The organism is Paenibacillus sp. 4624, assembly GCF_050435065.1.
Taxonomy (GTDB): Bacteria; Bacillota; Bacilli; order Paenibacillales; family Paenibacillaceae; genus Paenibacillus; species Paenibacillus amylolyticus_D.
In genome coordinates this window covers 15,884-30,036 of the sequence record NZ_JBNDJR010000022.1, presented here as the reverse complement: position 1 = coordinate 30,036, position 14,153 = coordinate 15,884, and the positions used below count along the sequence as shown (strand labels likewise).

At 47.4% G+C, this 14,153-nt stretch carries 18 protein-coding genes; all 18 read right to left on the bottom strand.

Annotated features, from left to right (window positions below):
• Positions 1-227: 227 nt before the first annotated feature.
• A complete protein-coding gene (locus ABIE27_RS29660; RefSeq protein WP_429352135.1) occupies positions 228-575 on the bottom strand; it encodes a hypothetical protein in 348 nt (115 codons plus the stop codon).
• 28 nt (positions 576-603) lie between these two features.
• Positions 604-762: a hypothetical protein gene (locus tag ABIE27_RS29655; protein ID WP_429352134.1), complete on the bottom strand. Its 159-nt coding sequence runs from the start codon at positions 760-762 to the stop codon at positions 604-606.
• A 68-nt stretch (positions 763-830) separates the two neighbouring features.
• Complete coding sequence (locus ABIE27_RS29650; RefSeq protein ID WP_429352133.1) at positions 831-1,421, bottom strand: copper amine oxidase; 591 nt, start codon at positions 1,419-1,421, stop codon at positions 831-833.
• A gap of 42 nt (positions 1,422-1,463) precedes the next feature.
• On the bottom strand, positions 1,464-3,521 hold the full coding sequence (locus ABIE27_RS29645; RefSeq protein ID WP_429352132.1) for a hypothetical protein: 2,058 nt from the start codon (positions 3,519-3,521) through the stop codon (positions 1,464-1,466).
• A 4-nt stretch (positions 3,522-3,525) separates the two neighbouring features.
• Positions 3,526-3,885, bottom strand: coding sequence for a DUF6711 family protein (locus ABIE27_RS29640; RefSeq protein ID WP_429352131.1), 360 nt, complete (start codon positions 3,883-3,885; stop codon positions 3,526-3,528).
• 12 nt (positions 3,886-3,897) lie between these two features.
• Positions 3,898-6,915 carry a phage tail protein gene (locus tag ABIE27_RS29635; RefSeq protein ID WP_429352130.1) on the bottom strand — a complete coding sequence of 1,006 codons (3,018 nt, stop codon included), beginning with the start codon at positions 6,913-6,915 and terminating at the stop codon, positions 3,898-3,900.
• On the bottom strand, positions 6,916-7,281 hold the full coding sequence (locus tag ABIE27_RS29630; RefSeq protein ID WP_429352129.1) for a Gp15 family bacteriophage protein: 366 nt from the start codon (positions 7,279-7,281) through the stop codon (positions 6,916-6,918). It abuts the gene before it with no gap.
• Entirely contained in the window at positions 7,250-7,561 is a 312-nt protein-coding gene (locus ABIE27_RS29625; protein WP_429352128.1) for a hypothetical protein, read from the bottom strand. Before ABIE27_RS29625 ends, ABIE27_RS29630 begins: the two co-directional genes overlap by 32 nt.
• Positions 7,562-7,587: 26 nt before the next feature.
• Entirely contained in the window at positions 7,588-8,040 is a 453-nt protein-coding gene (locus tag ABIE27_RS29620; RefSeq protein WP_429352127.1) for a phage tail tube protein, read from the bottom strand.
• A gap of 9 nt (positions 8,041-8,049) precedes the next feature.
• The gene (locus ABIE27_RS29615; RefSeq protein ID WP_429352126.1) at positions 8,050-8,439 is read right to left on the bottom strand and encodes a minor capsid protein; all 390 of its coding nucleotides are present in this window, start codon (positions 8,437-8,439) and stop codon (positions 8,050-8,052) included.
• Complete coding sequence (locus ABIE27_RS29610; protein ID WP_429352125.1) at positions 8,436-8,825, bottom strand: hypothetical protein; 390 nt, start codon at positions 8,823-8,825, stop codon at positions 8,436-8,438. Before ABIE27_RS29610 ends, ABIE27_RS29615 begins: the two co-directional genes overlap by 4 nt.
• On the bottom strand, positions 8,826-9,152 hold the full coding sequence (locus ABIE27_RS29605; RefSeq protein ID WP_429352124.1) for a hypothetical protein: 327 nt from the start codon (positions 9,150-9,152) through the stop codon (positions 8,826-8,828).
• Complete coding sequence (locus tag ABIE27_RS29600) at positions 9,152-9,517, bottom strand: hypothetical protein (RefSeq protein ID WP_429352123.1); 366 nt, start codon at positions 9,515-9,517, stop codon at positions 9,152-9,154. The genes ABIE27_RS29605 and ABIE27_RS29600 overlap by 1 nt, the downstream gene beginning before the upstream one ends.
• An 8-nt stretch (positions 9,518-9,525) precedes the next feature.
• The gene (locus ABIE27_RS29595; protein WP_429352122.1) at positions 9,526-9,864 is read right to left on the bottom strand and encodes a hypothetical protein; all 339 of its coding nucleotides are present in this window, start codon (positions 9,862-9,864) and stop codon (positions 9,526-9,528) included.
• A gap of 31 nt (positions 9,865-9,895) precedes the next feature.
• Positions 9,896-10,771: a capsid protein gene (locus ABIE27_RS29590; RefSeq protein WP_429352121.1), complete on the bottom strand. Its 876-nt coding sequence runs from the start codon at positions 10,769-10,771 to the stop codon at positions 9,896-9,898.
• A 36-nt stretch (positions 10,772-10,807) separates the two neighbouring features.
• Positions 10,808-11,401 (bottom strand): phage scaffolding protein, encoded by a 594-nt coding sequence (locus ABIE27_RS29585; protein WP_429352120.1) that lies wholly within the window; start codon positions 11,399-11,401, stop codon positions 10,808-10,810.
• A gap of 137 nt (positions 11,402-11,538) precedes the next feature.
• A complete protein-coding gene (locus ABIE27_RS29580; RefSeq protein ID WP_429352119.1) occupies positions 11,539-12,660 on the bottom strand; it encodes a phage minor capsid protein in 1,122 nt (373 codons plus the stop codon).
• A complete protein-coding gene (locus ABIE27_RS29575) occupies positions 12,657-14,153 on the bottom strand; it encodes a capsid protein (RefSeq protein WP_429352118.1) in 1,497 nt (498 codons plus the stop codon). Before ABIE27_RS29575 ends, ABIE27_RS29580 begins: the two co-directional genes overlap by 4 nt.

The window sequence follows — 14,153 nt, the reverse complement described above, 5'->3', positions numbered from 1 at the left end:
AAAAACCTCCCTTTTTATCGAATTATTAGGACGTTACACCTAACAACTTAGAAGGGAGGTTTTAAATGTGAGCAAAAATTTTGATGATTTCAGGAATGGTTTTCAGAGTCTTGATTTTGAACTTCTCGCTGAGAAAATAAATGATCTAAAAATTAATTCCGGCATCCCTACTACAGAAGAAGGAATGAGACAGTATACTACCGGTATTATGGCCGCTTGTATGACAGTTACTTTTGATCTTCTTGAGTCTTATCATCTGTGGCTGAACAGCCCCGAAAATGAGGATCGAGAGTAGCAGCGAGTTGTTTCTTATCAACTTGAATAGGGAAATGCGTTTCTCCTACATGTGTAACGGAAAGAAGCTGATCTGTAACTAATCCAAGAGATTGCAGTGAACCTATTGGACTGATTAGTTCCGGTTTACCTTTTAGCCGTTCCTCGTGAGCGGCTAATTCCTCACGAACAACCTTCCTGATTAAATCCGTGAAAGGTAATTCTGATCCCTCTACAAACTCAATCTTGATAGGAACGATAACCTCTCCAGCCAGTACCTTTATTCCTTCTGTTGATTTCATGTAAATCCCTCGTTTCATTTGATTTGATCTAAAGGTTGATTGGTTGATGATTCATATTTTTCATGATTTCAAGCATGGAGACTTTCATCTGGTCATTGACCCGGATTGTGATTGTTTCAGCTTTGATCCGCTCATCATGGGCAATCAATTCTTCACGGATGATCTCACGTAAACGTTGTTCTTCCATGTCTTCACACCTTTCTGAGCAACAAAAAAAAGCCCACGTCAAAGTGGACTCTCGTTTATGCGATTCTATTATTTAGCTGTTAAGAGTGCTTCATCAATCAGTTTTAAGTCGGCATTTGCCTCAGCTAGGATTTTATCATACGAAGCTAGCTGCTTTTCTTTGTCGGCTAATACAGGAACAGGAATGCCTTGGGCTTCCGTCTCTTTAAGTATTGCCATTTCTTTTAGAAGCGCCTCCCTGCCTTCAGTTGCTGGCTTAATAGTATTGTTGATTTTGCTCTCTTTCAGTTCCTCTAAACTTTTCTTTGTACCGCCTATATACTTATTAGTAGATTGTGTGGGGTTACTTACATTTGATACGTCATCACCCGAGATTGAATTTTCGTCTTGAGAAGTAATGGTAATTGTTCTTCCCTCCACTTTAACATCAGCTCCTAACGCTTGGGACAGGGCACGCGCTGGGACATTGGCTTTGGAATCAATGACGGCACCCTTGTCCGACAATTTCTTGCCATCGACAACAATCGTATATTCCCCTGTAACCTTTTTCCCTACAAGAGATTTTACCTGATCAGCAAACGCCCCTGCTGTTGTCGAAAAAACAATACCTATGATAATACCGCCAGTAATGTACGCAACTTTGTGTGAAAACTTCTTCATATCGCAACCTCCGTATTGGTGCTATTTTCCTATTATGATACATTACGGAGTTGAGGTCGTAAAGGTTCCACCGCCAGATGTAGCATTTTGCGGATTACCATGGTTATGGTTCGGTACAGAAACAGTGTGTGTATGATTGTTAAGAGAGTATCTCAAATTATCAATTTGATTTTGTAAAGATTGCAATTGACTAGGTAGGCCGTTCACTTGATTGATGCCTAGATTCAAACCACTCACATTTCCAGTAAAGTTTATACTACCTTGTAGGGTTGTGGTGCCTCCTGAAACAGTACCAAGTCGTAATCCATTAACACCAAACACATGGAGTTCATCGGATACGGCATAGACAAGTCCCTGTGATTGACTACTCGAATTGAAATAAGTATGCCCCGATATGTTAGCTTGGCGATTGGTACCTAGTGATACGCGTTTTGCGTTGTTGCTGTCAAAGAACTCAAATCCAAGTGGGTCAAGTACAACCCGTTCCCCGCTTGCGGCGGTTCTTATTTTTGAACCAAGTATATCGGCACCCTCGATGTATGTTCCGATGATTTCTCCGCCCTCTACCCTTCCGGCCACCAATGTGCCATGAAAGGTGCCGCCTGCAGCTTGAAGGTTTCCACTGAAAGTTCCACCTGCGGCTTGAAGGTTTCCTGTAAACGTTCCGTCAACACCTTGAAGTGTTCCTGTAAACGTACCGCCAGCCGCCTGCAGGTTTCCGCTGAAAACCCCGTCCGTGGCTTCCAGCGTACCTATGAACTTGTATTTGCCTGCAATCGGATCAAAGTACAACCTATCCTGCCCATCGGCCTGAAAAGAAAGCTTATCACTGTTCAGGATGACTTTGCTCTTGTGATCTTCTCGCTCAATGGTCAAACCCTCAGTACGTGTGATCGTTGCCCCGTAATAGGACTTGCCTTCCTTCACAACTTCCTTGTTCAGCTTATTGACTGCGGTTGTCAGTGTACCATCCACTACAAATTCACTTTGCTGCTCGGATACCGATGGAGCTTCCAGCTTCATCTTCAATCCACCAGCAAAGTTGAAGACTTGATGAAGGATGACTGTCTTGTATCTGACGATTCCATCCCACGGGATATGCGTATCCTGCCATGTTGAAACTGTTTCGTCCCACGATGTCCCTTCCTGCTGTTCAAACCCAATAACATCCCCCTGTTCAAGCTGAGGGAAGCCCCGCGCATCCATCGTAAGGGGTAAATAGGAAAATCCATTCAAAGCCGCCAGAAGGCCATTGGTGACCGCCTGTGTAGCGAATGGATTTTCGACATACAGCGTGTGATTCTCATCCCCTGTTCCGGCTTCGTATTGCAACTCATCTTCTGTGTTGTATGTAACCACAACCCGAGTATACGTTTTAACAGGATTGGTTTGCTTCACCTGAACGTAATCAGCCGTGGTCATATCAAACACTGGTGTATCAGTAGCCGTGAACCGTTTGAATTTTACGGTGCCTGCCTTATCGATGTAAATACTCGCACTATTGGCAGAAGCGATATAGGCAAGCACTTGACGCATCGTGTACCCGGCTGGCCCCGCTTGGATCTGATACGCTGGATTGATGACCACACTACTGTCATACGTCCATCCGAGCCGGTTGCAAATCTCGTTGAACACCGCACGTTGCGTGGTCGGATAAGTCAATGACGATACGTAGGCCACATCCGCAAAAACCAGCTTGTCGTAACAGGTGAATGTCCAGACATCATTGATCTTCTCACGACCATCAACGTAAAACTCTCCCAGCGGTAGCCAATCCGTTCCGTCACCCGTCCAAGACACATGCATATCCTGCCATGGGTACTGCGCCTGTAGCCAGGTCATACCCGCCATAGTTAAAGAGAGGTAAGGCACGATACGTGCATTTGCCGGGATGATTTCATTCGTTCGTAACCTGATCGTAAGTTTGCTTGGGATAGCCGTGCCGATCTCGAAACCATTGTTCAGGCTCAAGCTATTTTCAATACTTAAGTCCACAATTTTACTGCTATCATATTCCTCTGACTGTACCAAAGCTTTGACAATGAATTCCCTGTCTGGACGTCTTAAATAATCTGTATAGAGCGGCGATATTGGATACATCCGATCACCTCTCTGTCAGCGTCAGTTTAAGTCCGTTCCAGTACATGACGCCGCCACTCATCACACTGAACGGTGCAGGCCGATTACCGACATACATCCGCTTCGTTTCATGTTTACCCGTCATGGGGTCAGGATAGGTGCAATCAAAAAACACATTGGACATGGATTGAAGGATGGCGGACATTTCTGCCCATGTTAGCATCCCCCAAGTCATGTCTATCTGCCGTTTGACCGCTATCCGATCCCTGTTCAAAGTACCGTTAGCTGTACGCACGGATGAATTAGCGTCATCCAAGTCAAGCACCGTTACCTGGTACGTGGAGGGATAAGCGGCAATTTCCTGACCATTAATTTTGATTTCCAACTATAATCCCTCCTATGTGGTTAATGGCGATCGGCCTGTACGCCTTGTGATGTCGTTTATAGCACTTACAGCAGCACGTCCCAACTCCGTACCGTTTAGCTGGATGACGGTCTGCTTGTCTCCATTTCGGATAGCATCCAAGATCAGCAAGAGAACTTCCACCATCGGTTGATTATTCCCGCTAATTATGTCCTGTAGCTTGGATAACGGTGACACCACCTCCGGGTCTACAGAAGCCCCTCGGTTATCCCCGACCATGGCAAGTGTCGGCCCATAAGCCAAACCACCTTTCGCCAGTTTCGGTATCTTCGGAATGTTTGGTAAGCCGATAGAACCGCCACCAACTTTATTCCCAAACACCTCGAACTCAGGAATACTTACACTCAGGCTGTTAAACCCTTCAATGACCTTATTAATCCCATCAATGATCAGATTCAGCGGTGCTTTGACAAGTGCATAGAGCGAATCGAAGATACCGCCAAAGATGTCTTTAACACCGTTCCAAGCCTTTTTCCAGTCTCCGGTGAAAACCCCGGCTACGAAATCAATAATCCCGCCAAGTGTTTTCAGAAGCCCCTTGATGATACCGCCAATGCTTTCTACAACCGTTGTGACTATGTTCAGCACAATGTTGAAACCCTTTGTAAAGCTTGGAGCAAGTTTGTCAATGATATAGCCAATCAATGGCACAATGAACTTGTTGTATATATCAAGTGCGGCACTGATCAGTTTAGCCACAACCTCGCCTACTTGCTTAATGATCCCTTTGATTGTGCCCTCCCAAATTTCATCCAGCTTCTTCAAAAAAGGCTCTATGATCGGTTTCAACACATCGTCCCAAAGCTTCTGGAACAACTTACGCGTGTTCTCCATCATTTCGGTGATCTTATCAAGGATGTCCTTGCCGTACTTATTCCATAGATCTTTTACAATCTGTAGCGTATCCATGACGATTTTTTTGATCAGATCGAAAACGGGTTTCAGCACAGTGTTATAAATGTCGTTCATCATGTCCACGGCCCACTCGAACGTATTGGCGGCTTCTTCAAACGCCTTAACCAGTACATCCGTGAAGATCGGGACAAGTGTATCCGTAATCTTGGAGGCAATCGGGATAATGAATTCATTAAGGATATAATCCACAAATGGCTTGATCGAGCCATTCAACAATTTATCAAAAGAATCACCGATCTGCGGAATGACATCCAAGAACATATCTCGGAATTTCTCCAATGAAGGGTTTAGCGTACCTTCCCACAGCTCATTGATGTGGTTAACGGCATTATCAAATGTCTTCGCAAACGTATCAATTGCCCATACCAAAGTGTCGGTAAAGATGGGCACTAATGTTTCTGTCAAAACTGTAGATATCGGGATTGCAAAATCGTTTGTCATGAAATCCGTGAACGGGTTAAGCGTCCCATCCAGCAAGCTTTGTAAGGATGCCGCAATGAGGGGCATGTTGGTTACAAATGCGTTCTTAACCTTATCCAGACTCGGCAACCAGACCGTATCCCACAGCTTAATGGACTGATCCGTGGAATTCCGGAATGTCCGATCCAAGAAATCAAATGTCCATACAATCTGCTTTGCAATCACTGGAGCGAACGACTTCACAAAGCCTGTGACGATACTTGGTATGAAATCGCCCAAAATGTACTTCGCAGCCGGGATAAGCACTCTGTCTTTCAAATCCAAAAACGTCTTGCCCATGTTGGACACAGATTGTCGGATAGGCACCATCATGTCAACAAACGGTTGTAACGCTTGACGCATCTCACCAGATCCAGAAGACAAAAACGACCACAAGTTTGCAAAACGACTTTTGACGTCATCGATGAAAGCAGCCACTTGTTGCTTAATCGGGTCTACCTCAATAGTCGGCGTACCTAAATCAAGTTCACCGAAGTTACCCAAACCACCGAATCCCGCTCCGATCCCTTTGCCAGCTCCTGCAGCTTTTGATCCGGCATCGCCTAAAGCATCTGCCGTAGACTTTGCCAACGTGTTTAGTTGGTCGAAGCTTGCCAGGCTCCCCTTCATTTCCTTGGCAGCCTTCTTGGTTTTCTTGCCTGTGCCCTCTGCAGCTTTGCCCACATCTCCCACTGCTGGAGCCGCTACCTCGGCAGCTTCCCCCAAACCACTCATAGCATCAGTTGCTACAACGCCCGCACCGCCAGCATTAACAGCATCACCAAAGATGAGTTCGGTAAATGCCCGAAAGTATGCCGCTGCTACCTGTAGTTTGGCAATGATCCAGTTAAGTCCTCTCAGGATCGGGGTCAGAATGTTTATGAATCCCGCACCCATAGTGCCTTTAAAGATGTTCCACTGCTCGGACATCATACGGACTTGGTTCGCCCAAGACTGACCGTTACGCGCAAAGTCACCCTGGGCATCCGCTGTCACCTTGAGCAAATAGCCGTACCGTAAAAGCGTCTGCTCTTGCTGAGTCATTTTAACCCATGACTTGTTAATACCTTGCGACATGGCGTAGGCTTCCATGTTGACGACTGACATGTTAACGCCGAGCTGTTTTAGCGGCTCGATCTCACCTGTCAAACCAGAGAAGACCTTGTAAAAGGCTTCATCGTTTGTGATGTTATAAAAAGAAGCCATGTCTGCAGATAGTTCTGTCATTTTGACAGACATCTGTTTCATGGCTTCCCCTGTAACTCCTGACGATTTAAGCATGGCCCCCATGGTGGATACATAGCGTTTACCGGACAGCTCAGACAAGCCAAAAGACTCGATCAGGTTAGATGACCAGTTATTAATCTGGTTCGTCATGCTGCCAAACGTGACGTTCACCACGTTTTGGACTTCTGCCAGATCCGATGCAAGGTTGATGGCTTCTTTACCAAACTCCTTTATACTGTGAACCGCAAAAGCTCCAGCAACAATCACACCCAGCTTTTTGAAAGCTCCACCGACCAGATTGGTAGCTGTACCAGCGATTCCATTAAGCTGACTTTGAAACGGCCCATAATTTAGCCCTAAGTCTATCTCTATGCTTCCTGCGCTTGACATCTATCCACCTCCAAAGGCCCGAGCCATTGCGGCTTCCAGATTCTTCATCTCCTGATCCAACTTAACAGGGTTGTCCAACTGTTTGACTGCCTGCCGTTTACGCCAATCATTGTAGATACGCCGCTGGTCTACGTTGAACCCCTTGATAGTCTTAGGGTCTTGTTCTGCCCTGATCGACACGATGCTTCCCAGCGGCGTGTCCGGCATCAGGCCTCCGACCAACGTACAAAATTCTTCCCAAGGCATATCCCCGTGTTGGCGTATGCGGATTCCATATTGCTTGGCTAAACTCGCTTCAATCAGCGGCCAATCTTCATACAGGTCATACCAGCCATCAGGACTGGACTTCCCGCTGAAATCGCGCATTCGCTTCCTCATAGGTGATGTTCATCATTGCTGCAAGAACAGCCGATGACAAAACCAAAATATTCCCCATGCTCATGTCCTCAATGCCCATTTCCTTGTATGCCTTTTTGCCAAATGCGCCTTCCAAGGCTTTCAGGATGCCAGAAGTTCCACCCGTTGCGGCGGCTTCAAACGCCATCATGGCAGATACCCCATTGTTGACCGGGTACAGCTTATCGCCAATTTGGATGGACGGCAGTTCTTTAGAAAACTTATCTGTGATATTAATAACTTGTGACATAGGTTAATCCCCCTTGGGTTTATGAATTAAGGTGTAGCTGGTGCCGGTTCAAATTCCGGCTTACCATCAGAAAGCAGTTCAAACTCCAGACCGTCAATGTTCGTCGAATCGCCGCCTGCTGGTGTGGTCAAGTTAATGACGCAATCCATGGTCAGCTTCGCACCAGAGGGCATTGTCCATTCAAAGATGGTTTCTACCTCTTGCCCTGTGCCAAGCATCAGACCCGCAACATAATCGTTACCCGGATCACCATAGTTCCGCTTACCACTGAAACTAAATGACAACGACTTGCCTGTTACTGCACGTCTTGTCCATCCTCCTTGATCCATCGAACTCCATTCTTCCGTGTTGCCGTCGATGGCAGGCGCGAAGTTTTCCAAATCCTTGATCGTCTTCATATCAGACGCTGTAGAAGCTCTCCCCTTGACGCCTACTTTGAAAATATTGTTGTGAACCGGAAAAACGCCTGTTGTTGGCATTTCAATCCCCTACCTCTCGTAATAAATCGTTGTCTCAATCACATATTCGTAAATCCCGGCATCATCTGTGCCCACATCAATAGGCCACGGTGTCCGCATCTCAAAGGCAATAACCCTATGTCCTGCAATTTCACCGTCAGTACGACCAAATAGCGCAACGTAGACCTCGTGGGCCTTACGCTCCGCTGTATCTGCATTCTTTGACCAATGCACCAGTATGGATATGGACTTGCTGGCATAGCTGGTATTCTCCAACCCTCCGATGGCTATGTTTGGCTGTCCGGCATTCAAGTTGTAAATCCCTATGGACTGTTCCTTTTTCCCATCGATCTTGCCAATGTACCAGTTTGGAGAATCTATCTGTGTTCTCAGCCAATCCCGAATCTCAGATAGCATCATTTGATTGAGCCACCCCCAAACTTCTTGATCAGCTTTTCAATGGTCTTACGAATCCAGCCTTTCTGTTCCTGTTGCCAAGCTTCCAGCCATAGCCCTTGTGCATTGGCGTTCTTATCTTTCCTGAAATTGTATTCGGGGTGAAAGTACATCCGGCGTGCATAAGGCGTATCATAGACAAGCTTAACCTTGCCCTTTTTAATTCCGGACATATTTACCCAAGCGCTTCTCTCCAACTCACCCGTCTGCTTTGGAACAACCTGAGCACTAGCTATTTCGGTCAGCAGGCTTTCCGCCTTACCATTCACCGCCTGTTCCAGAGCACGAAGCGGGGCGCTCTCAATATCACGCATCGCCTTCCGGTTCATTGTCACTTTGACTTTGACCATCTATGCCAACTCCAATTCTGTAGAAAAGACGCTACCATCTGGATGCTGTGGACGTGACGCGCTGAATATAATCCGATCGGTACCGCCAACCCGGACGAAGCCTTCAATCAACTTACCCGGTAATATGTCATCCTTGATGATCACCTTACCTGACAGCGTGACCAAACGGCGCTCCTTATCCAGCTTCTGCCGCATCTTCTCGTCATAACAAGCAAGCCCGTCAAAGATTAGTTCCTCGACAGGCTCACCATTCTCTGAAAGCTCTGTGCGAAACACCTGGACAGGCGTTTTGAGAATCCAGTGCGGAAATGGAAACTTACCTTTCATCAGCAAAGCCCCCTATTCGCCAGCCCTGTAGCCCGTAACAAGCTTGTCACGGCTTCGGTAGTCTTAACCCCTCCGGGGCCATCAACGGCCTTAAAAGACACGCTGACACTCCCAGCAGAGTATCCAGCAAGTGGAAAGTCCAAGTAATCACCATACTGATACTGGAAGTCAGCTTGCTGGCACACCGCCTTAACCACATTCAACCGCTGGAAGGCTGTCAAGCCGTCCAGTTTCGATTGTACGATGCGATTATAGGTCAGGCTGTCTATTTGATCGGATGCCCGGCTAAGAGCCTTATCCAAGTCCTCAGCCGGGATGGTTCCATCTCCATACGTCTCATATTCTTGTGTCGTTACATACGACATGTCTTCACCTACTTGTCATCGGCTGCGGATTTCTTAGCCGCTTCTGCGTCTGAAAGTTGCTTTTTCAGTGTTTTGATTTCCTTGTTGGCATCATCCAATTGTGTTTGCAAGCCCTTCATGGCTTGTGATGTGCCAGAACCAGACTCCGCAACCTGATTTCTCAATTCTTCATTCTCTCTTAGAAGGGCTTCATATTCCTTCCAAGACACCTTTTTACTTGAAGAGTTCTCTACCACCTCAAGCGTATTTCCCGACTGTTCAGCGATATCGTAGCCGAGTTTAAGATAGGTATCCCGGTCAGCATCGTCAATCTTCAACTGTGTATTTCCCTTAACTGCAATCAACATGTGATTTGCCCCTCTCTATTGGCTGTTATTTTTAGGCTTGAACGTTCATTTGGATTGCTGCGGCTTTGCGCTCGATCAAGAACAGATCCGTGTAACGGCGGTTTTGGTACAAATACCCATCACCTTGTGTATGGCTACCTGGCTCCCACAGATAAACCGCACTGTGTTTGATCGGCGCCAACACGCACTCAGGATGAACAAGGATCAAGTTAATCTGTTTTGCACCCACACCCGCCACAGCACCGTTTGTGAAGTCATATACCGTCTTCATACGGCTGGATGGTACGGATTTCAACACAACCTCGTCCAAGCTGCGTACTGCCCGGTCAATCACGCCGCTGTTCTGACCCACGGTGACGATCTGGCGAAGCTTCTCAGCGGATTTCAGCAGCTTCATATAGGTTGGAGTTACGTACATGATCCGGCCTTCCTGTGGTACCTCTGCCTCGTCCATGTTCATCATCATTTCGTCGAACACTTCCAAGGCATTAGCAGCATCCAAAACGGTTGTATCAGGTGTGTAGCCCATCGCCACATAGTCTGCATACATTTTTGAGAAGCGGTATTTATCAAGCTCAGGAATGGCCTGTTCCTTCTCAAAAGTGGCTGTCAGATTAGCAGCAGCAACGACTTGATTCGTTTCATCTACGTTCATTGCGTCAACGAAGAACTCGACGTCACGGTCAAATTCCAAGGTCAGATTCACGAAACTATTGCTCACTGCCTGACGGTTCCAGCCTCCAGAACGGTTGTGGTTCTTATATCCCGCTACATCCAAACTCGGTACCTGGATTGTTTTGGTATTCACCCAGATTGCATTTTGCGTGGTCAGGGCATCGGAAGCCAACTCTTTCGTATACTTTTGCTGCAATGTGGTCAAAAAACTTTCTACATAGTTAAACGCCATGTGTTCATCTCTCCCTTAAATTAGTAAATTGGTTTATTACTTCGTGTCAGCAACCCCGAAAATGTTTGCCAGTTGTTCATTTGTGGCTTGCCCTGTTCCTTGTCCCGGTGTACCAACACGGAAGCCACCAGCACCGCCGTTGCCCCCGCCCCCGCCTGCTTCATCCGGTTTGAACAAGTAAGCGTCCGACTCTTGCAGTCCCTTTAGCTGCTCTTCCAGACCAACCACCTTGTCGTCATCACCGATGACCAACTTGGCCTTGTCGATCATGCCCATAACCACTTTCTCGTTGTGAACCTTACCGTTAAGCGCCGATGTGATGGCGTTACTCATCCGAATATCCTTTAAATCAGATTCGTACTGTTGCTTGGCTGTTGTATTCTCGCTTTGTAACCGGGCAATCTCTGCTTTTAGCGACTCCGAAGCGCCCGCATCCTTACTGAGCGTTTCAAGCTGCGTGTCTCGATCCGTGATGTCCTTCTCTAGCTTCTTCTTCACATCCGCCAGGTCGTTGTACTGCGATTTGGGAACAAAATGTTTTGGGAGCTCCTTGCCTGCATCCGTCACGATCCCATCAATCTTTGAATCATCCAATCCCGCATTCTTCAACAACGTTTTCAGCCAGTCCATTTATCATCAACCTCCATAGATTTATATAGCTGCTCTCCAGCTAGGGGAGTTAACCGATATGCTCCGGTTACTGAGCAGTGAGCTCCAAAAGTCTCATCTGGAGCCCATAAAAAAAGCACCCTCTGCATGAGAAGGTACTAAGTAGGCGGTATCCTGAGTTTTTCACGTTTATAATCGCGGCGTAAGTAATCATGGTCTTTCATATGTTGCCCTAATTGCCCCTGCCATTGTCTGACTTTTGCTTTGTACTTGGCTCTGTTCTCATCATCTACACTGCCCTCGCTGAGCCGTCTGTATTTACGCACCTGACGTTCCATGTACCGCTGTTTCTGCTCCGCCTGATATCTAGCCAAGGCTTTCTCATCATCAGCAGGAGGGGGCAACGTGCTACTACCAGGAATGAACGTGGTCATGTTATGGCGACAGTTCGGATGAAACAACCCCGCTGCAATGGCTCTGCTCAGTAGCGGGTATTTACCATCTGCAGGAGTCCCGCCGCTGTATACATCATCAATGAACACCTTGCCCTGATAGGGCAGACATAGCTTCGAACAGTTACCATGTGACGATATGACCACAGTTCGGATGCCTAACTGATCCCGTTTTGCACCCTCTCCGGCAAACACCGCACGCTGGGAAGATGTACGCAACACCATTTCCGCATAAGAAGCAATGTTCACCCGGCGTCCATTGGCATAGGTGATATTGTCAAACCCCTTCTCCAGAAAGTCCTTCGTTGCCCTATCTATGGCCTGTTCAAGCGAAGCGGCGCCACTGTTCAAATACACTTGGGACTTGAAGATGGTTTGTCTATACACGTCATCTGCCTGCCTTAACATGGCATGACGGGCAATTTGCAGATTGTTTTTGACAGCATCAGCCAAGGCATTTACCCGCTTCTCGTTGATTTTGAAGAAACTGCGGTCTGATCCATCTTCTAGTTCGATTCCAGGCTTCTTACCTGTAATCTTGTTCCACAAGTTCTTAACCGTGTTCTTTACACGATCTGCCCCGCGGCGCCAAGCCCCTTTAACCTCTGCTTCGGCAGCCTGCATCACTTCCGGTTCGTACTTCTTGGATACCCGGTTTATTTCCTTCCGGTACTGCTGTATGTCCTCCAGCTTCCGTTGCTGCCACTGCTCCCATTCCTTGCCTTCCTTTTCCTCGTCAAACTCATGACGTTTTAGGTTGCGTTGCATGGACTTGATCAGATCCATTTCCATGTCCGCGAAGATTTGCCGAATGTCATAATTCTTCATTCAGCATCAACTTCCGACTCTTCATCAGGATCAGTATCCGGTGGGTCATCCCGATTCAGTGCCGGTTCGTCTAAAGTGTATCCCTGCTCTGCTTTTAAGCGCGCCACCTCTTCGGCCTTCTCTTCATCCGTCCAGGTATCACCATACATTTCTTCGACCGCACGCTCTACGCTCATCACACCGAACGTCCGGGCCTTGCCTACCGTCTCCACCACAGCATCGAAGGATGGGCTGGCGTATTCTCCGAACTTAACCGATACGGTGTATTTCCCGACTACATGGCCTTGCATCGTATCATGTACCTTCAATACAGTTTCAACCAGACGGGGCAACACCTCATTCAGCGCATCAATGATCTTGCCACGAGTGTACAGGGTGGCTTTCTCCTTCTCCCGTTGCGCTTCTGCGTTGTCCGTTTTCTTCAAGTCAATGCCCAGCGTGGAAGGTGACATGATGCCCTGCAAGCACATATCCAAAGCGCTGGCATATGACCCCACGAACGCTTCATACAGGATTTGTGGCTGCAGCATCGTAATTTGGTCTTTGGCATCCTCTGCCATTGAGCTACCAATCTTGATGAACTGATTATCAAATGGGTTAGACCTCATCGGTACCCCGGTTTCGGGATTCTTCGGTACCAAGTCATCGGGAATGTACTTTTGCACCCGGCCTGCCCGGATCGCATCCCACCATTGGCTAACCACCTCGTCCAATGCGTCAAAGTTGTCCGACTTACTATCAAACAAGGACTTCCCTCGCCCTTCCCACTTAGAACTGCGGAAGATCATAAGCGGCACAGCCATAATAAACTTGCCATCGTATTCAATGTTCGCCAGTTTAGCCGTATCAGGCAACGTGGTAAGCGGAACGCCTTTGCCGTAAGCATCATAAAGCTGGTACCGGATATATCCCGCCCCATATGTCTCTTCCAAACGGTAATCCTTACCCTTTAGGGTGTAGTCCGTGAAGAAGACTACTTCATGAAGTCTGCCACGGTTCCGTCTGTACTCCACCTGATCCCCACTGTAAAACTCAATAATGGGATATTTCGTGACCGCTGTATCCACGGTGATCTTGTATGCTCCATCCCCCGCTACTAAAGCGTCTATGATGTTTTGACCCAACAACTCAGCAAAATCATTGTCCTCACTGATATCATCCCATGAGGTTTCCTTATCGACCTCAATGGCTTCCAGGTCAGCAACGACGATATCCGATAGACGCTCTGCAATCATGGCAGGCATACCGGAATGGATTTTCCTAATCGTCATGTTGTGGCTGGGTACCGCTGCCCAAAACCTTGCCTTCCCGACAGCGTCCGTTCCTGTCTGCTTATAGAACTGATCCAGCTCGGAAGCATCACCCCGGAACCACAGGCGGTTACGCAGTACGTTCGTTCGATATGAGAGCGGTTCTGTGATCGTGACAATTCTGCTCTCAGGTGCTGGGTTAATACGCAGCATCTTCATAACCATATTCTTGATCCACCCCAT